This is a genomic window from Nonomuraea sp. NPDC050310 (assembly GCF_040655795.1).
Lineage (GTDB): Bacteria > Actinomycetota > Actinomycetes > Streptosporangiales > Streptosporangiaceae > Nonomuraea.
In genome coordinates, this window is the sequence record NZ_JBFAKP010000002.1 from 95,712 (window position 1) to 114,314 (window position 18,603).

15 protein-coding genes are annotated in these 18,603 nt (G+C 71.4%); 12 read left to right on the forward strand and 3 right to left on the reverse strand.

Annotated elements, in window-relative coordinates; all coding sequences use genetic code 11:
- Nucleotides 1-74: 74 nt before the first annotated feature.
- The 10 genes from AB0I67_RS06575 (at nt 75) to AB0I67_RS06620 (ending at nt 13,528) form a co-directional block, all read left to right on the forward strand.
- Nucleotides 75-1,061 (forward strand): LacI family DNA-binding transcriptional regulator, encoded by a 987-nt coding sequence (locus AB0I67_RS06575; protein ID WP_357918668.1) that lies wholly within the window; start codon nt 75-77, stop codon nt 1,059-1,061.
- 55 nt (nt 1,062-1,116) lie between these two features.
- A complete protein-coding gene (locus AB0I67_RS06580; RefSeq protein WP_357918671.1) occupies nt 1,117-2,106 on the forward strand; it encodes a LacI family DNA-binding transcriptional regulator in 990 nt (329 codons plus the stop codon).
- Between the two features lie 68 nt (nt 2,107-2,174).
- Nucleotides 2,175-3,644: an FGGY family carbohydrate kinase gene (locus AB0I67_RS06585; protein ID WP_357918674.1), complete on the forward strand. Its 1,470-nt coding sequence runs from the start codon at nt 2,175-2,177 to the stop codon at nt 3,642-3,644.
- A gap of 10 nt (nt 3,645-3,654) precedes the next feature.
- The gene (locus AB0I67_RS06590) at nt 3,655-5,277 is read left to right on the forward strand and encodes a hypothetical protein (RefSeq protein ID WP_357918677.1); all 1,623 of its coding nucleotides are present in this window, start codon (nt 3,655-3,657) and stop codon (nt 5,275-5,277) included.
- Nucleotides 5,278-5,291: 14 nt separating this feature from the next.
- A complete protein-coding gene (locus AB0I67_RS06595) occupies nt 5,292-6,788 on the forward strand; it encodes a DUF4185 domain-containing protein (protein ID WP_357918680.1) in 1,497 nt (498 codons plus the stop codon).
- Between the two features lie 25 nt (nt 6,789-6,813).
- The gene (locus tag AB0I67_RS06600) at nt 6,814-7,887 is read left to right on the forward strand and encodes a glycoside hydrolase family 172 protein (RefSeq protein WP_357918683.1); all 1,074 of its coding nucleotides are present in this window, start codon (nt 6,814-6,816) and stop codon (nt 7,885-7,887) included.
- Between the two features lie 20 nt (nt 7,888-7,907).
- A complete protein-coding gene (locus AB0I67_RS06605) occupies nt 7,908-9,239 on the forward strand; it encodes an extracellular solute-binding protein (protein WP_357918686.1) in 1,332 nt (443 codons plus the stop codon).
- A 58-nt stretch (nt 9,240-9,297) separates the two neighbouring features.
- Nucleotides 9,298-10,236: a sugar ABC transporter permease gene (locus AB0I67_RS06610; protein ID WP_357918689.1), complete on the forward strand. Its 939-nt coding sequence runs from the start codon at nt 9,298-9,300 to the stop codon at nt 10,234-10,236.
- The gene (locus AB0I67_RS06615) at nt 10,233-11,051 is read left to right on the forward strand and encodes a carbohydrate ABC transporter permease (protein WP_357918692.1); all 819 of its coding nucleotides are present in this window, start codon (nt 10,233-10,235) and stop codon (nt 11,049-11,051) included. The genes AB0I67_RS06610 and AB0I67_RS06615 overlap by 4 nt, the downstream gene beginning before the upstream one ends.
- Entirely contained in the window at nt 11,048-13,528 is a 2,481-nt protein-coding gene (locus AB0I67_RS06620; protein ID WP_357918695.1) for a GH116 family glycosyl-hydrolase, read from the forward strand. The genes AB0I67_RS06615 and AB0I67_RS06620 overlap by 4 nt, the downstream gene beginning before the upstream one ends.
- A gap of 28 nt (nt 13,529-13,556) precedes the next feature.
- Here the strand turns inward: AB0I67_RS06620 and AB0I67_RS06625 are convergent, their stop codons facing one another.
- The gene (locus tag AB0I67_RS06625) at nt 13,557-14,726 is read right to left on the reverse strand and encodes a glutamate--cysteine ligase (RefSeq protein WP_357918698.1); all 1,170 of its coding nucleotides are present in this window, start codon (nt 14,724-14,726) and stop codon (nt 13,557-13,559) included.
- Between the two features lie 80 nt (nt 14,727-14,806).
- Entirely contained in the window at nt 14,807-16,030 is a 1,224-nt protein-coding gene (locus AB0I67_RS06630) for a PP2C family protein-serine/threonine phosphatase (RefSeq protein ID WP_357918701.1), read from the reverse strand.
- Between the two features lie 177 nt (nt 16,031-16,207).
- Between AB0I67_RS06630 and AB0I67_RS06635 the strand changes: the two genes are divergently transcribed.
- Nucleotides 16,208-16,549, forward strand: a complete 342-nt coding sequence (locus AB0I67_RS06635; protein WP_357918704.1) for a YciI family protein — start codon at nt 16,208-16,210, stop codon at nt 16,547-16,549.
- Nucleotides 16,546-17,766, forward strand: coding sequence for a sigma-70 family RNA polymerase sigma factor (locus tag AB0I67_RS06640; protein WP_357918707.1), 1,221 nt, complete (start codon nt 16,546-16,548; stop codon nt 17,764-17,766). Before AB0I67_RS06635 ends, AB0I67_RS06640 begins: the two co-directional genes overlap by 4 nt.
- Here the strand turns inward: AB0I67_RS06640 and AB0I67_RS06645 are convergent.
- Entirely contained in the window at nt 17,717-18,601 is an 885-nt protein-coding gene (locus AB0I67_RS06645; protein WP_357918710.1) for a cytochrome c biogenesis protein CcdA, read from the reverse strand. The two genes, AB0I67_RS06640 and AB0I67_RS06645, sit on opposite strands and share 50 nt — an antisense overlap.
- Nucleotides 18,602-18,603 lie beyond the last annotated feature (2 nt).

An 18,603-nucleotide genomic window follows, 5' to 3' on the forward strand; every position in this document is an offset into this window, starting at 1 on the left:
CCGTGACACGGTCCCTGTGAGACGCCTGCCGTACCTCGCCCGACATATCCGTACTCGCGTGACATGCTCTACGCGTGCCCACCACCATCTACGACGTAGCCCGCCGTGCCGAGGTGTCCGCGGCCACTGTCTCCCGGGTGCTGAACGGTAACCCCAACGTCGATCCCGACATGGTGGCCCGGGTCCTGAAAGCCATCAGGGAGCTGGGCTACCGGCCCAACGCCGTGGCCCGCAACCTGCGGCGCAGCCGTACCACCCTGTGGGCGGTGATCGTCTCCGACGTGGGCAACCCGTTCTTCACCACCCTGGTGCGCGGGGTCGAGGACGTGGCCCAGCAGGCGGGTTTCTCCGTCGTCCTGTGCAACACCGACGAGAACCCCGCCAAGGAGGAGACCTACGTCGCCGCCGCGCTGAGCCAGCAGATGGCCGGCGTGATCATCTCGACCAGCGGCAGCACGAAGGCGGCCAAGTCGCTGGCGGGTTCGCCCACCCCGGTGGTGGCCATCGACCGCGAGCTGGCCGGCGCCGGCGTGGACATGGTGGTGGTGGACAACGCCGGGGGAGCCGAGGCGGCCACCCGGCACCTGGCCGCCGCCGGGTTCGCGCGGATCGCCTGCATCACCGGCCCGGCGGGCGTCTCGACCGCGGAGCAGCGGCTGGCCGGCTACCTGGCCGGGGTGAAGGCGACCGGCCGCGAGCCGATGGTGCTGCGCTCGACCTTCCGCGAGCAGGGCGGGTTCGACGCGATGAGCGCCCTGCTGGACGCCCCCGACCGGCCGGACGCGGTCTTCGTGGCCAACAACCTGATGGCGGTCGGCGCGATGCGCTGCCTGGTGCGCCGCCGCATCGCCGTGCCGGAGGAGATGGGCCTGGTCGGCTTCGACGAGCTGCCGTGGGCCGACCTCATCCGGCCGTCGCTGACCACCGTCGGCCAGCCGGCCTACGAGCTGGGCCGCACCGCCGCCCGGCTGCTGGCCGACCGGATCCAGTCCCCGGCGTCCGAGCCCGCCCGCATCGTCCTGCCCACCCAGCTCAACGTACGGCAGAGCAGCACCCGCTGAACTGAGCAATCGATTGCAGTTACCCTTTCCCTCAGGCGATCCGAACGGGGGCAGGATGACGACGATCTACGATGTGGCCCGCCACGCGGGGGTTTCCGCCGCGACCGTCTCGCGGGTGGCGAACGGCCGGGCGACCGTGGATCCGGTGCTCGCCGAGCGGGTACGGCAGGCGATGAGCGAGCTGAAGTACCGCCCCAACGCCGTGGCCCGCAATCTGCGCAAGAGCAGGACCACGCTGTGGGCGGTCATCATCTCCGACGTCGGCAACCCGTTCTTCACCGCGATGGTCAGAGGGGTCGAGGACGTCGCCCAGCAGGCCGGTTTCTCCGTCGTGCTGTGCAACAGCGACGAGGACCCGGCCAAGGAGGGCAGGTACGTCACCGCCGCGCTCGACGAGCAGATGGCCGGCGTGATCATCTCGCCCTCGGGCCGGGCCACGCACGTTAACCGCCTGGTCGAGGCGGGGGTGCCGGTGGTGATGATCGACCGCCAGGTGCGCGGCAGCAGTGTCGACACCGTGCTGGTGGACAACGAGCACGGCGCCGAACTGGCCACCGCGCACCTGATCGAGGCCGGGTACGAGCGGATCGCCTGCATCACCGGCCCCCGCCGGTTGTCCACCGCGGCCCAGCGGTTGCGCGGTTACCAGCGGGCGCTGCGCGCGCACGGCCGTGCCGTACCGGCGGAGCTGATCAAGTACGCCGACTTCCGGGAGGAGGGCGGGTATGCGGCCATGGCCGAGCTGCTGCGGGAGTCGCGGCCGGACGCGGTGTTCGCCACCAACAACCTGATGACCGTCGGCGCCGTCGAGTGCCTGGTCGACCAGGGGGTGCGCATCCCGGAGGAGGTCGGGGTGGTCGGCTTCGACAACATCCCGTGGGCGCACCTGGTCCGGCCGTCGCTGACCACGGTCGGGCAGCCCACCTACGACCTGGGCAGGACCGCCGCGCTGCTGCTCGCCGAGCGGATCGCCGAGCCCACGCGGCCGGCGACCAGCGTCACCCTGCACACCCGGCTGCACGTCCGGGAGAGCTCGGTCCGCTGAACCCTTGACTCCGGAATCGGGGCTCATTACCTTTTGGGCAACCAGCAATCGATTTCTCAGGGGTGCTCATGACCGTGCCCGCTGTGCTCGGGGTCGACATCGGGACGTCCAGCAGCAAAGGGGTCCTGGTCGGCCTGGACGGCACGCTGCTGCGGACCGCCGTCAGGGAGCACGCGGTGGACCGGCCGATACCCGGCCACGTCGAGATGGACGGGCGTGTCTGGTGGACGGAGTTCGTCTCCCTGGCCCGTGAGCTGGGCCAGGACGCCGAGGTGCGCGCGGTCGGGGTGAGCGGGATGGGCCCGTGCGTCCTGCTCGCCGATGCCGACGACGTCCCGGTCCGCCCGGCCGTCCTCTACGGCGTCGACACCCGCTCGACCGCGCAGATCGCCAGGCTGGAAAGCGAGCTGGGGGCCGAGGAGATCCGCCGGCTGGGCGGCTCCGATCTGTCGAGCCAGGCCGCCGGAGCCAAGATCGCCTGGGTGGCGGACGAGGAGCCCGAGCTGTTCGCGCGGGCCCGGCGGCTGTTCATGCCCAGCTCGTGGCTGGTGCGCCGGCTCACCGGCGAGTACGTGCTCGACCACCACTCGGCCAGCCAATGCACCCCGCTCTACGACGTCGGCCGGCTCGACTGGCACGGGCCGTGGGCCGAGCGGATCGCCCCCGGCCTCGACCTGCCGCCGCTGCGCTGGCCGGGCGAGGTCGCCGGGAAGCTCAGCATGCAGGCCGCCCGAGAAACCGATCTCCCGGCCGGAGTTCCGGTCATCACCGGGACGATCGACGCCTGGGCCGAGGCGCTCAGCGTGGGCGCGCACGAGCCCGGCGACCTCATGCTGATGTACGGCACCACCATGTTCCTCATCCACACCGCAGCCGAGCACCGCACCTGGCCCGGACTGTGGGGGACCGTCGGCGCGCTGCCCGGCACCTACAACCTGGCCGGCGGCATGGCCACCTCGGGCGCGATCACCGCCTGGCTGCGCGAGCTGGTCGGCGCGGGCTACGAGGAGCTGCTGCACGAGGCGGCCGGAGCGGGCCGGGGGGCCAACGGGCTGCTGATGCTGCCCTACTTCGCCGGGGAGCGCACGCCGGTCATGGACCCGCGGGCCAGGGGAGTGATCGTCGGGCTCAGCCTCTCGCACACCCGGGGCGACCTCTACCGGGCGGCGCTGGAGGCGACCGGCTTCGCCGTACGGCACAACATCGAGACCATCCGCGCGGCCGGCGGAGACATCCGCCGGGTGGTCGCGGTGGGCGGCGGCACGCAGGGCGGCCTGTGGACGCGGATCGTCTCCGACATCACCGGCCTGCCGCAACACCTGCGCGCGACCTCGATCGGCGCGTCGTACGGCAGCGCGTTCCTCGCCGCCCAGGCCGTCGGCCCGGCCGAGATCGACGACTGGAACCCCGTCCGGGAGGAGGTCGTCCCGCAGCCGGAAGCGGTCGCGGACTACGACCGCCTCTACCGCCTCTACCAGCAGCTCTATCCGAGCACGGCGAGCCTCGCGCACGAGCTCGCCGACCGTCAGCTCCGTTGAAGGGCAGGTCATGTACCGACTCCCCCCGCTCATCGAGCCGCCCGCCGCAGAGCCCGGCGTCATCTACACGGTGGCCAGCGGCGATCTGCGCCAGGGCGCCAACCAGACGTGCTGGCCCGTGCAGGAGAAGCTGGAAAGCGACCTTTCCGCGGCGTTACGCGACCTGGGCTGGAAGGTCCGGCGCGGGCACGAGGTGGACCCGGCCAAGGGGCACGGCTTCATCGACAGCCAGCGGGCCGGGATCGAGGTGTTCAAGCGGCTGCCGCCGGACGCCCCGCTGATCGTGGTCGAGGCGGTCTGGCAGTACAGCCACCACGTGCTGGCGGGGCTGCGCAGCCACCGCGGGCCGATCCTGGTCGTGGCCAACTGGAGCGGGCAGTGGCCCGGCCTGGTCGGCCTGCTCAACCTCGCCGGCAGCCTGACCAAGGCCGGCAAGCCGTACTCGCTGCTGTGGAGCGAGGATTTCACCGACGAGTGGGCGCGGCAGGGGTTGAAGACCTGGCTGGAGAGCGGCGAACTGACCCACGACACCAGCCATGTGACGAAATATCGGCAAAAAGGGGATGGTCCGGAGGTCGCTCTCGGCCAGGCGGTCGCCCGGCAGCTCGCCACGGAGAAGGCGATCATCGGCGTCTTCGACGAGGGCTGCATGGGCATGTACAACGCGATCATCGACGACGAGCTCCTCAACCCGCTGGGCATCTACAAGGAGCGGCTGTCGCAGAGCGCGCTCGTCGCCGAGATGGGCCGGGTGAGCGACGAGGAGGCCCGGCAGGTCCGGGTCTGGCTCGACCACATGGGCCTGGTCTTCCACACCGGCACCGACGAGGCCACCGAGCTGACCGAGGCCCAGCTCACCGCCCAGTTCAAGATGTACATCGCCGCCCTGCGCATCGCCGACGACTTCGGCCTCGACGCCGTGGGCATCCAGTACCAGCAGGGGCTCAAGGACGTCGTCCCGGCCAGCGACCTGGCCGAGGGCCTGCTCAACAACGTCTCGCGCCCGCCGGTGCGCAGCCGCGACGGCTCGCGCGAGCTCTACGCCGGGCAGCCGCTGCCGCACTTCAACGAGGTGGACGAGGGCGTCGCGGTCGACTCCCTGATCACCAACCGGATCTGGACCGCCATGGGCCTCGACCCGGCCACCACGCTGCACGACGTGCGCTGGGGCGAGGAGTACGACGGGCGGTTCGTCTGGGTCTTCGAGATCTCGGGCTCCGTGCCCGCCTCGCACAACGGCGGCTACCACCGCTCGTGGAGCATGCGGCAGCCCCCGATGTACTTCCCGCTCGGCGGCGGCACGCTCAGCGGCGTGTCCAAGCCGGGGGAGATCGTCTGGTCGCGCGTCTTCATCATGGACGGCGAGCTCCACGTCGACCTCGGCCGCGCCACCGTGGTCGAGCTGCCCGCCGAGGAGACCAGACGCCGGCTCGACGCGACCACCCCGCAGTGGCCGATCATGCACGCGGTCCTGCACGGCGTCAGCCGCAACCAGTTCATGGCCCGGCACCGGGCCAACCATCTCAACGTCGCCTATGCGGACGACGCCGCCGGCGCGGACAAGGCGCTGGAGGCCAAGGCCGCGGCCTTCGCCGAACTCGGCGTGCACGTGCATCTCTGCGGAATCTCCTGACAGGAGGGGGCCTCGTGAAGCCCTTACGCGTCGCACTGATTCCCGTCCTGGTTCTGGCGCTCGCGCCGGCCGGGTCCGTCCAGGCCTCGACGGTGCACTCCCCGGCCGTCGTGGTGAGCAAGCTGACCGGTCCTCACTCGGTGAGCGACACCGGCGGCCGGTGGCAGGTCCACGCCACCGATCTCGGCATCATGTGGGACAACGGCAGCGGGGAGGTCCTGGCCGCCTTCGGCGACACCTTCGGCAGCACGTGGCAGCCGCCGGGCGCCAACGGCAACGACTGGCGCAGCCAGGTGCTGTTGCGCAGCACCGACCGCAACCTCGCCGACGGCCTGTCCTTCAGCAGCGCCGCGACCGACACCGCGGGCCACGCCAAGGAGCTCATCCCGAGCCGGAAGATCGACAACGACGAGATCACCGTCATCCCCACCGCGGGCGTCGCGGTCGGCTCGCGGCAGTACCTCGGCTACATGTCGGTCCGGCACTGGGGCCAGCCCGGCTTCTGGGACACCAACTACGCCTCCATCGCCTACTCCGACGACAACGGCCAGACCTGGGTCACCGCCGGCGGCCCCCGCTGGGACAACCCCGGCGGCGCCAACCGCTTCCAGATGGCGGCCTTCGTCCGCCGCGACGGCTTCGTCTACGTGTACGGCACGCCGAACGGCCGCAACGGGGCCGCCCACCTGGCCCGCGTGCCCGAGGGCTCGATCCTGAACAAGTCGGCCTACCAGTACTGGACCGGCACCGCCTGGCAGTCCGGCCAGGACACCCTGGCCGCGCCGATCGTCGCGGCCCCGGTGTCGGAGCTGTCGGTGCAGTTCAACGCCTACACCGGCAAGTGGCTGATGACCTACCTCAAGGGCAGCGACATCGTGCTGCGCAGCGCTAGCGCGCCCACCGGCCCGTGGAGCGCCCCGGCCGTGGTCGCCAGCTTCGCCGACTTCCCCGGCCTGTACGGCGGCTTCATGCACCCGTGGTCGTCGGGGCCCGACCTGTACCTGGCGCTCTCGCAGTGGACGCCGTACAACGTCTACCTGGTCAAGGTGCAGCTCAACCGGGACGCGACGATCACCAACCCCAACCTGGTGCGCGACCCGAGCTTCGAGCGCCAGGCGACCGGCACGGTCTCCAGCCCGTGGGCGGTGCGCGGCAACGGCGGCATCGACAACGGGACCTGGTCCTTCACCGCCGACCGCAACGCCTTCGTCCGCTACAACCGCGGCTGGCACGACCTCTACCAGACGGTCGCGGTCACCCCCAACACCAACTACACGCTCACCGGCTGGCTGCGCACCTCGCCGAACAACGACAACGGCTTCTTCGGCGTGCGGGCCCCGGGCGGGCCGCCCATCGCCGAGGTCAACTTCCGCGCGCTGGGCGGCTGGACGAAGCAGACCGTCACCTTCTCCAGCGGCAGCCGCAGCTCCGTCGAGATCTTCGCCGGGATCTGGACCGACAACGGCGACATGTGGCTGCAACTCGACGACCTGTCCTTGACCAAGAGCTAGAAATCGATTTCTCTCAGGAGGACCCGTGACGTACGGCCAGTACGGCAGCAGCCTGCGCGATCTGCCGCGGTTGCGTTCGCATCGCCGCCGGAGGGTGTCGAGCTGGGACCGTTCGGGCGGCAACGACGACCGCGTCACCGTCGAGCCGGGACAGACCGTCACGCTCGCCGACATCCGGGGCGCCGGCTCGGTCAACCACATCTGGATGACCGTGGCGCCCCGCGACCCGGGCACGCCCGAGACCCGCGACCGCGACTTCCTGCGCAAGCTGGTCCTGCGGGTCTTCTGGGACGACAACGAGCACCCCAGCGTGCTCGTGCCGCTGGGCGACTTCTTCGGCATGGGCCACGCCCGCACCGCCAACTTCGTCTCCGCGCCGCTGCAGATGAGCCCGCAGGACGGCAAGGCGTTCAACTGCTGGTTCCACATGCCCTTCGGCAGCCGCGCGCGCTTCGAGCTGACCAGCGAGTGCGCCGAGGAGGTGCTCTGGTTCTACTACTACATCGACTACGACGAGTTCGACGAGCTGGGCGAGGGGCTGGGCCGCTTCCACGCCCAGTGGCGGCGGGAGAACCCCGCAGACGGCGTCGAGCAGGGCACGATGTCGAACTCGGAGTACCTGTTCGGCGGGGTCAACCTCGACGGCGCCGGCAACTACACCATCCTCGAGGCCGAGGGCCGCGGCCACTACGTCGGCTGCGTCCTGAACGTCACCAACCTGCGCCACACCTCCGACTGGAACTGGTACGGCGAGGGCGACGACATGATCTTCATCGACGGCGAGGCGTTCCCGCCGTCGTTGCACGGCACCGGCACCGAGGACTACTTCAACACCGCCTGGTGCCCCAGCCAGAGCTACCACGCCCCCTACCACGGCCTGACCCTGCCGGGCGGGGAGAACTGGTCGGGGCAGATCTCCATGTACCGCTTCCACATCGAGGACCCGGTGCCCTTCACCACCTCGATCCGGGTCGGCATCGAGCACGGCCACGCCAACCGGCGCCAGGACGACCTCTCCTCGGTCGCCTACTGGTACCAGGAGCTGCCGCACAAGCCGTTCACGCTGCCTCCGGTGCGCGCACGGCTGCCCATCTTGTGATCATGACGTAAGGAGACGACGTGCGCACACCACTCATCCGGCTGATCGCGGCCGTGGCCGGCGCGGCCGTGCTGGCCGCCGGCTGCGGCTCGGGCGGCAAGCCACCCGCCCAGGGCGGCGGCGGGGGCGCCAAGGCCGAGATCACCCTCTGGCAGCAGAAGTTCACCGACCAGGAGGACGCCTGGTACAAGAAAGCGGTCGCCGCCTTCAACAAGGCGCAGGACAAGGTCGTGCTCAAGCACGTGATCGTCCCCGCCGACACCTGGGACCAGAAGATGAAGGCCGCCCAGGCCGCCGGCAAGGCGCCGGACGTCTACACCGTCAACTACAGCAAGGTGCCCGGCTTCGCCCGTACCGGCGTGATCCAGCCGCTCGACAAGCTCATCCCGGCCGACAAGTGGGCCGGGCTGCAGGAGTCGGTGGCCGGCTCCGTGGCGTACAAGGGGCAGAAGTACGCCTACCCCATGCTCGTGGAGCCCTCGGCGGTGCTGTTCTGGCGCAAGGACCTGTTCACCCAGGCCGGGCTCGACCCCAACCGGCCGCCGGCCACCTGGCAGGAGCTCATCGACTACGGCAAGAAGCTGACCACCAAGGACGTCGCCGGCGTCGTCACCGCGGCCAACCAGATCGACATGGCCTGGTCGACGTGGGGCCTGCAATGGAACGCGGCCGGGCACCTGCCGATCACCGACGACTGGTCGGCGCCGCAGGCCACCGATCCCAAGTACAAGCAGTTGTTACAGGTCTACCAGACCCTCTACCAGGAGGGGATCATGCCCAAGCAGCCGCTGGCGCCCTACGCCGACGCCAACCCGCTGGGCCAGGGCAAGACCGCGATGATGGTCTGCGGCTCGTGGGCGGCCAGCGTGCTGATCCAGGACTACCCGAAGCTGGTCGGCACCATCGGCGCCGCGGCGCTGCCCTCCTTCGACGGCGACGCGACCAAGCCCACCGCCACGCTCGGCGGCTGGACCATGGTGGTCGACGCCAAGAGCAAGAACCCGCAGGGGGCGGCCGACTTCGTCTCCTGGCTGCTGGCCGGGGACACCACCCTGCTGGTGGAGTTCTTCAAGAACACCAAGTTCTCCAAGTACTCGCCGCGCTCGGCCGTCGCCGACGCGATCGCCCAGGACCCGGCCGTGGCCGAGAACCCGTGGGCCAAGATCATCGAAGAGCAGGTCGTCAAGCACGCCAAGCCCGAGCCCACCTACGACTGGGCCATCAGCCTGGCCTTCGGCAAGGCCATCGAGAAGGCGCTGCAGGGCAAGGACATCGACCAGGCCCTCCAGGCCGCCGACGCCGAGATCAAGGACCTGATCGCCAAGAACAACCTGGCCGGACAGGGATCCTGACCCTCGCGAGCCCGCTGCCGGCCCGCGCGCAGGACCGGCAGCGGAGAAAGGAGTGCCCGTGGCTGTCACGTCACTGCGGGCCACGAGCGCCGGGGCCCAGGCCGGCACGGCCCCGCCCCGGCGGCTGAGGCGGGACAACCGGGCGGCGTTCCTCATGGTGACGCCGCTGCTGGTGCTGCTCGGCGTCTTCGTGATCTGGCCGCTGCTCCACGCGGCCTACATCAGCTTCTTCACCTGGAGTTTCTACGACCCGGCCGTCTTCGTCGGCCTGGAGAACTACCTCAACGTGCTCACCGACGCGGAGTTCCTGCACTCGGTCTCGCGCGGCCTGCTGTTCTCCGCGATCGTGGTGCCGATCCAGGTGACCGTCGCCTTCGTCTTCGCCAACCTGGTCAAGTCGGTCAGCCGCCGGATGGCCGCGGTGCTGAAGGTGACGATCTACGTGCCGGCCGTGATCTCCGAGGTCATCGCGGCCATCGTGTTCACGCTGATCTACACCCACCGCGGCGGGCTGCTCAACTGGTTCCTCGACTTCTTCGGCATCGAGGCGATCCCGTGGCTCGGCGACACCGCCACCGCGCTGCCCGCCATCGCCGTGCCGGCCATCTGGATCGGCATGGGCGTCGCCTCGCTGATCATGCTCGCCGGGCTGCTCGACATCCCCGAGACCTACTACGAGTGCGCCTCGCTCGACGGGGCCGGGCCATGGACCAAGATGACCCGGATCACCCTGCCGCTGATGAAGAACGTCATCCTGTTCCTGCTGGTGACCGGCTTCGCGGCGTCGCTCCAGTTCCTCATCCTGCCGTGGCTGATGACCCAGGGCGGCCCGGTGAACTCCACCAACCTGCCGAACCTGTTCATCCTCCAGCACTTCAACACCGACCTGTACGTCGGTTACTCGATCGCCGCCGCGCTCCTGCTGTTCGTCGTGCTCGGCGCGGTGTCGGCGATCATCTTCCGGCTGGTCAGATCAGAGAAGGCGATGGACGCATGAGGCGCGCACTGGGCTGGATCCTGCGGTACGGCCTGGCCGTCCTGTTCGTCGTCGCCGCGCTGTTCCCGCTGGCCTGGCTGGCGGTGGCCGGGTTCAAGGCCAAGACCGAGGTGGTCGCCACGCCGTTCCAGTTCTTCCCCGAGGTGTGGCGCTGGGAGAACTACACCCAGCTCCTGGCCGACGAGGCCTTCGTGCGCTCGCTCGGGGTGACGCTGGTCGGCGCCACCCTGTTCGCGGCGCTGAGCCTGGTGGTCAACTCGCTGGGGGCCTACGCCTTCGCGCGGCTGGAGTTCGCCTTCAAGCGGACCCTCTGGGTCATCGTGCTGACCACGATGTTCATCCCCGGCATCGCGATCATGCTGACCTCGTTCATCGTGGTGACCGAGCTGGGCATGCTGGACAGCATGGCCGTGCTGGTGGTGCCCGGCGCGGCGGCGGGGGTGCAGGTCTTCTTCCTGCGGCAGTTCTTCCTGTCGGTGCCGGCGGCGCTGGAGGAGGCCGCCCAGCTCGACGGGGCGGGGCCGTGGCGGATCTTCCGTCACATCTTCATCCCGCTGTCCAAGGGGGCCTTCGTGGTGGTGGGGGCCACCTCGTTCCTGCTGTTCTGGAACTCCTACGTCTGGCCGGTGCTGACCATCACCGACCCGGAGCTCTTCCCCATCCAGCAGTACCTCGCCGGCTTCCGCTCCGAGCGGAGCAGCGAGCAGGGCCTGCTCATGGCCGGGTCCACGCTCGCCGCGCTGCCGGTCATCCTGCTGTTCCTGATCTTCCAGCGGCACATCATCCGCGGCGTGCGCATCGCGGGGCTCAAGTGAGGGCCGGGCGGGCGATTCCGCACGAGGAGGGCCGGCACGTCGCGATGCCGCTGGGCGGGATCGGGACCGGCAACCTGGCGATCTGCGCCGACGGCTCGCTGCGCCAGTGGCAGCTCCAGAACGTGGGCAACCACCGGGGCGTCCTGCCGTACACCTTCTTCGCCCTGCGGGTGAGCACGTGGGAGCCGCCGGCCGACGAGCTGTTCGTGCTGCAGGCGCAGGCCCCGGACGCCCCGGCCACGCCGCTGGTCGACGACGACCACGTGCCCGCCTGGCAGCGGGACCTGCTGAGCGCGCATCAAGGCGTGCCCGCGACGACCTTCCGCGGGGTCTATCCGTTCGCGCACCTCGACTACCACGGGCTGCCGGTCGAGGTCGGGCTGGAGGCGTTCAACCCGCTGATCCCGCTGGACGTGGACGACAGCTCGCTGCCCGCGGCGCTGTTCACCTTCACCGTCACCAACCCCGGCCCGCTGCCCGCGCAGGTGTGGCTGGCGGCGGCCGTCCAGAACCCGGTCGGGCACGACGGGACGACGCCGGTGGACGGGGTGCGGGCGCTCGGCTACGGCGGCAACACCAACCGGGTGCGGCGCTCGGGCGGCTGGACCTCGCTGGTCATGGACAACGCCGGGCTCGACCCCGCGGCGCCCGGCGCCGGGCAGGCCGTGCTGACCGTGGACGCGGCCGACGCGGCGGTGCTGCCGCAGTGGACCCACCCCGACGAGTTCCTCGCCTTCCTGGCCGGGCGCGCGGTCTACGGCGACGCCGAGCGGGTACGGCACGCGTCCTGGGCGGCCGACCCGCAGGCGAGCGGCCCGCAACAGGCCTTCGGCACCAGCCCGCCCGGCCAGACGTGGAACGGCGGCGTGGTCGCGCCGATGGTCCTGCAGCCCGGCGAGTCGCGCCAGGTCCGGCTCTGCCTGGCCTGGTGCTTCCCCAACCGCTATGCCAGCTTCGTGCAGTTCGGACCGCCGAACCCGGAGTGGGGGCCGACCCGGTTCTGGCTGGGCAACGCCTACGCCACCCGCTTCGCCGACGCGCTCGACGTGGCGGCCCACGTCCGCGACCGGTGGACCTCGCTGCGCGAGGACTCGTTGCGCTGGGTGGAGACGCTGACCGGCAGCAGCCTGTCGCCGGTCGAGGTCGAGCATCTGGCCGCGCAGGCCTCGATCCTGCGCAGCCCGACCTGCTTCCGTGCCGCGGACGGGGCGTTCTTCGGCTTCGAGGGCGTGCTGGGCGCCTCGACGGTCATGTGGACGGGCGACGTCGGCGGCTCGTGCCCGCTCAACTGCACCCACGTGTGGAACTACGCGCAGGCGGCGGCCCGGCTCTTCCCCACCCTGGAACGGAGCATGCGAGACACCGAGTTCGGGGTCATGCAGGCGCCCGAGGGCTACCTGCCGCATCGCGTGATCGTGCCGACCTACCTGCGCCAGCTCTGGGACCGGCCCATCGGCGGCCCGGTCGAGCCCGCCCTCGACGGCATGCTCGGCGCGGTGCTCAAGACCTACCGCGAGGTACGGCACGGCGCCGCCCTCGACGCCTACTGGCCGGGCGTGAAGCGGTTGCTGGACCACATCCGCGGCAAGTGGGACCCGCACGGCAGCGGCGTGCTGCTGGGCGTCCAGCCCTCCACCCACGACATCGACCTGTGCGGGCTCAACCCCTTCATGGGCACGCTCTGGCTGGCCGCGCTGCGGGCGGCCGAGGAGATGGCGCTGCTGGCCGGGGAGCCCGCGCTCGCGGCGGAGCTGCGGGAGTTGTTCACGCGGGGGAGCGCCCGGTACGACGAGGAGCTGTTCAACGGGTCCTACTACGTGCAGGTGCCGGCGGAGGGCGACTCGGCGGAGTTCCAGTGGCTCGACGGGTGCCTGGCCGACCAGCTCATCGGGCAGTGGTGGGCGCACCAGCTCGGGTTGGGATACGTGCTGCCGCGCGAGCACGTCGTCTCGGCGCTGCGCGCGGTGGTGGCGCACAACCTGCGCAAGGGGTTTCGCGACTTCGAGCATCCCTACCGGGTCTTCGCCGACGAGGACGACGTGGGGCTGCTCATGTGCACCTGGCCACGGGGCGGGCGGCCTGCCGTACCGACCCGGTACTGCGACGAGGTGTGGACCGGCAGCGAGTACCAGGTCGCGGCGCACTGCCTGTGGGAAGGGCTGGAGGAGGAGGGCCGGGCGATCCTGGACGGGCTGTGGAGCCGCTACGACGGGCGGCGGCGCAACCCGTACAACGAGATCGAGTGCGGCGATCACTACGCGCGGGCGCTGGCCGGGTGGTCGGTGCTGGACGCGCTGGCCGGGGCGTCCTACGACGCGGTCACCGGGCGCCTCACCGTGGCTCCGCGCGGACCGGGCCGGTGGCCGTTGCTGCTGCCGGACGGGTGGGGCACGCTCGTCCGCGACGCGGAGGGCGTGCGCGTCGAGCCCGCCTGGGGCGAGCTGAGCATCAGCGGGATCGAGCACGGGCCCGGCTGAGGGGCGCGGCGGATCGAGGACCTCGTGGTCACCGGCCGGCGGTCTGGCGGCTCTGGTAGGCGGTCAGGGCTCCGGCGCCGCCGCGGCAGCCGTACACCATGCGCTGGCGGGCCGCGCCGCAGCCCACGCGCCGCAGCCAGGTGAGCTGCCTGGCGACCATGGGCAGGTCGCCGGCGGCCGACAGGGCGGGCGTGAGGTAGGTGACCAGCTCGCCGACCAGCCGCCAGGCCGGGACCAGTTTGCGGGTGGCCAGGTCCAGGCCGTTGCCCTCCAGGCCGTCGTGCGCCGCCCGCCAGTGCGCCGCCCGCAGGACCGACTCGGGCGGCTGCGGCGCGGGCAGCCCCGAGCGCACCTCGCCGAGCACGGTCGAGACCAGGGCCCGCACGATCGCGGCCAGCAGCACCGTCTCCCCGGCGGTCGCGCACGCGTCGGCCACCCGCACCTCGACGGTGGGCAGGTGATGGGAGGGCCTCACCAGCCAGTAGATCATCGCCTCGTCGAGGATGACCCCGGAGCACAACATCGCCTCGACCGTCTCGCGGTACTCCTGGACGCTGTCCAGATAGGGCGGGAAGTCCACCGTCGGCCACCTCGCCTGAGCCCGCGCCCGCCAGGCGGCGTGCCCGCTGTCGGTGCAGCCCACCAGGGGCGAGTTCGCGGTCAGCGCCAGCAACGTCGGCAGCCAGGGCCGCAGATGGTTGCAGACCTGGACGGCCTCCTCCAGGTCCGGCACCTCGACGTGCACGTGGCAGCCGCAGGACTGGTCGCCGACCAGCACGGCCCCGTACTCGCGGGCCATCATGCGGTAGCGGGGATCCTCGGTCAGGACGGCCCGGCCGGGCCGCTCGAAGGGAATGGTCCCCGAGGCGATCAGCCGGCAGCCCGCGTCCCGGGCCGCCGCGGCCAGCTCGGCCCGCATCGTGCCCGCCTGCTCGCCCAGGTCGGCCAGGTCATGGTGCGGCGTGGTGATGGCCTCGACCTGGCAGGCGGCGAACTCGCGTTGCAGCAGCCCGCGAAAGCGCGGCGGCATCTTGGCCACGACCTGCCCTGCCCGTGGCGCGGCCCGGCCGGTGCATGGATCCACGAGGAAGAACTCCTCCTCGACGCCGACCGGCGGCACGGCTGTGCCGGTCGGCGGCCGTCCTCTCGACGTCGCCGACGCCGGCGGGCACGACGTCGTCCTACGGCTGTGATCCACAGGGCCTCTTCTCCGCAGCGGACACCGACATCCTTTTTGCCCCGAAATGTCGGTTTCATGCGCGAGCGGGTGAGGTGCGGTCAGTCGGCGGTGATGGTGAGGCGGGACTGGGTCGCGCCCTGCCACTCCACCAGCAGCACCGTGGCGTCGTCCTGGAGCAGGCCGTCGTGGTAGTCCAGCACGCCGTGCACCAGGCGGCGCAGCGTTTCGGGCGCGGCCAGCCCGTCGGCGGTGTGCCGGATGATGAAGTCCACGAACCGGCTGAGCCCGAACTCCCTGCCCCCGGCGCTGCGGGCCTCGGTGATGCCGTCGGTGTAGAGCAGCACCCGGTCGCCGGGTTCGAGCTGCTCGCGGCACATGACGACGGGCAGGTCGAGGCCCATGCCCATGGGATGCGCGGGCGGGCAGGTCAGCGACGTCGTCCACCGGCCCCCGCGGATCACCACCGGCGGGTGGTGGCCCCGGTTCACCCAGCTCAGCATCCCGGTGCTGGTGTCGAGATCGGCCAGGATCGCGGTGACGAAGCGGGTGCCGCGCCCGAACTCGGAGATCAGCACCTCCTCGATGTTCACCGTGTTCTCGGCCAGGCCGAGGTCCTGCCGCCGGTTGTTCCGGCACGCGGCCACGGCCAGGCTGGCGGTCAGCCCGGCGGACACGTCGTGGCCCATGGCGTCGAAGATGCCCAGGTGCGCGACGTCACCGGCGATGGCGTAGTCGTAGGCGTCGCCGCCGACCTCGTAGGCCGGCTCCATGGCCGCGCAGATGACCACCTCCGGGTGGGCGAAGGTGAGCGGCGGCATGAGCTTCCACTGCATCTCGGCCGCCACGTGCATCGGCCTCGTGCGCACCAGCCGGGCGTAGGAGTCGCTGTGCGAACGTTTGCTGGCCACCAGCAAGGCCGCCAGCGAGGCCAGCGCCCGCATGTTCACCAGGTCGGTGTCGTCGGCGTCCCGGACGCTGACGCGGAGCATCCCCAGGCGTTCGGTGCCGTCGAGCAGCGGGATCCACCAGTGGTCCGGCTCGCCCTCGGCGCCGGGCCGCGACACGATCCGGGTCTCCATGAACCCGCGCCCGGCCACGGTGTTGCCGATCCGCAGCTCGGCCGGAGGTTTGACGGCGGTGTCCGCGTCCCCGGCCGGCAGGAGCCTGAGCACCTGCTGCTGGAGATCGGTCAGGTAGATCAGCACTTCGTGCAGACCGACGTACGCGGCGTGCTTCGCGATCAGCGAAGGCATCTGCTCCAGGGCGCCGATGTGGCCGGCCTCCAGCAGCCCTGCCAGCATCCTGCCGGTGTCTCTCACCATGTCGATCTCGATTTCTTGCGGCGCCTGTGCCTCGTGAGGCCGTACGGGTCCTGCCCCGGTTGAGCCGGATTCACGCCGCACCTGGGTATGGGATCCAAGGTAGGCGAGATGTCGTATAGCGCGGGTCGCCGATCGTCTTCCTGGTAAAGCTGGAACCAGACGCGGGAGGCAGCCGACATGAAGTACGTGCTGATGTTCGTCGAGACCGAGCAGTTCGCCAAGGAGCTCGAGGCGATGGGAGAACTGGAGCGGGAGACCGCCTACGAGGCGGTGGGCCGGTGGTTCGCCGACCACGCCGACCAGATCACGCACCACACGCATCTCGCGCCCGCGCACACCGCGACCACCATGCGCTTGCGGGCCGGCGCCGAACCGGTCGTCACGGACGGGCCGTTCGTGGAGGGCAAGGAGGTGGTCAGCGGCTACGTCGAGGTCGAGGTGGCCGATCTCGACGAGGCGCTGCGGCTGGCCAGGACCTGGCCGGCCTGCCCGCTCGTGGAGATCCGCCCGGCGGGATGACCACCAGGTCAGGGGCGCCCGGCGGTCCCGAGGCGGAACTGCTGGCGCGGGTGGTGCGGGAGCACGCGGGGCGGCTCGCCGCCTCGCTGGTCTCGTTGCTGGGCGACTTCTCCGCCGCCGAGGACCTGGTCCAGGACGCCGTGGAGACCGCGCTCAGGCGCTGGCCCGCCGAAGGCGTCCCCGACCGGCCCGACGCCTGGCTGTTCACCGTCGCCCGCCGCCGCGGCCTGGACGTGCTGCGCCGGGAGTCGACCTACCGCGCCAAGCTCGCCGAACTGCGCTGGCCGGTGCGGCAGGAGCCGGACGACCGGCTCCGGCTCATCTTCACCTGCTGCCACCCGGCGCTGTCGCGGCCGGCGCAGATCGCGCTGACGCTGCGGGTGGTGTGCGGGCTGAGCACCGCGCAGATCGCGGCGGCCTTCGTCGTCCCGGAAACGACCGTCGCGCAACGGCTGACCCGCGCCAAACGCAAGATCGCCGAGGCCGGGATCCCGTACCGCGTGCCGTCGGCCGAGGAACTGCCCGCCCGGCTGAACGAGGTCCTGGCCGTGGTCTACCTGCTGTTCAACGAGGGCTACCTGTCCAGTACGGCGGAGCGGGCCCAGGCGCGGGACCTGGTCGACGACGCCGAGTTCCTGGCCGCGCTCCTGGTCAGACTGGCGCCCGGCGAGCCCGAGGCGGCCGGGCTGCTGGCGCTCATCCGGCTGCACCGGGCCCGCAACGCCGCCCGCTTCGGCCCGGACGAGCGCCTGGTCCTGCTGCCCGACCAGGACCGGTCGCGCTGGGACCGGCCGCTGATCGAGGAGGCCACCGCGTTGCTCACCCGGGCCGCCCGCACCCATCACCGTCCCGGTCCCTACCAGGTGCAGGCCGCCATCGTGGCCTGTCACGCCGAGGCCGAGCGGTGGGAGGACACCGACTGGCCGCAGATCGTGATGTTGTACGACGTGCTGCTCCACCTCGCGCCGTCGCCGGTCGGCCGGCTGCACCGGGCCGTGGCGGTGCGGTACGCGCAAGGTCCCGCCGCCGCCCTCGCCGAGCTGGACGCGCTGGCCGGCACGCTGGACGGTTACCCGCTGTATCACGCCATCCGGGCGGAGGTCCTGCGGGCGCTGGGGGAGCCGGGGGCGGCGCGCTCGTGTGACGCGCGGGCGCTGGAGCTCACCGTCAATCCCGCTCAGCAGGCTCTGCTGGAGGAGCGGCTGCGCTGGGGTTAGCGGCTCGGCTTCGCCGTACCCGGTGGAGGGTCAGGGCGGCCACGAGCAGGACGGCGAGCGCGGCCCAGGCGAGGCCCACGGACTCCAGCAGGCCGGTGACCAGGCCCTGCGCCGAGGTGACGGCGGAGATGATCGGGTCGTCGGCCGCGGCTCCGGCGAACACCCGCAGCTCGTACCAGCCGTAGTAGGCGACGTACAGGCCGGCGAGCAGCAGCAGCGCCCCGCTGACGCGGGTGACGTACGGCAGGACACGCCGCATCCGGCCCACCACGGCGGCCCTGGCCAGAGCCACGGCCAGGGACAGGAAGGTGACCACCAGCCCCATGCCCAGCGCGTAGGCCGCGAAGACGGCCAGCGCGCCGAGCGGGCCGCCGCCGGTCAGCGAGGCCGAGGTGACCGCGAGGAAGGGCCCGACGGTGCAGGACAGCGAGGCGACGGCGTAGGACAGGCCGTAGCCGTAGAGCGAGGCCGCGGAGGTGGTGGGCCGGCCACGGGACAGCGTGGGGACGCGCAGGAGCAGCTCCCGGCCGCTCAGCAGCCACCCGCCCAGCGCCAGCAGGGCGAGGCCGATGACGATGGTCACCCAGGGCAGGTAACGTCCGACCGAGACCGCCAGCGGCGTGACGACCAGCCCGAACAGGCCGAAGACGGTGACGAACCCGGCGGTCATCGCGGCCGACAGGGTCAGCGCCCGGACGACCGGGCCCCGCGCGGAGGGGCTGTCGTCGCCGAGCAGCAGGGTCAGGTAGGCCGGGAGCATCGCGAAACCGCACGGGTTGAACGCGGCCACGAGGCCGGCCGTCCCGGCGAGGGCGAGCGGCAGGTCGGCGGCCATCG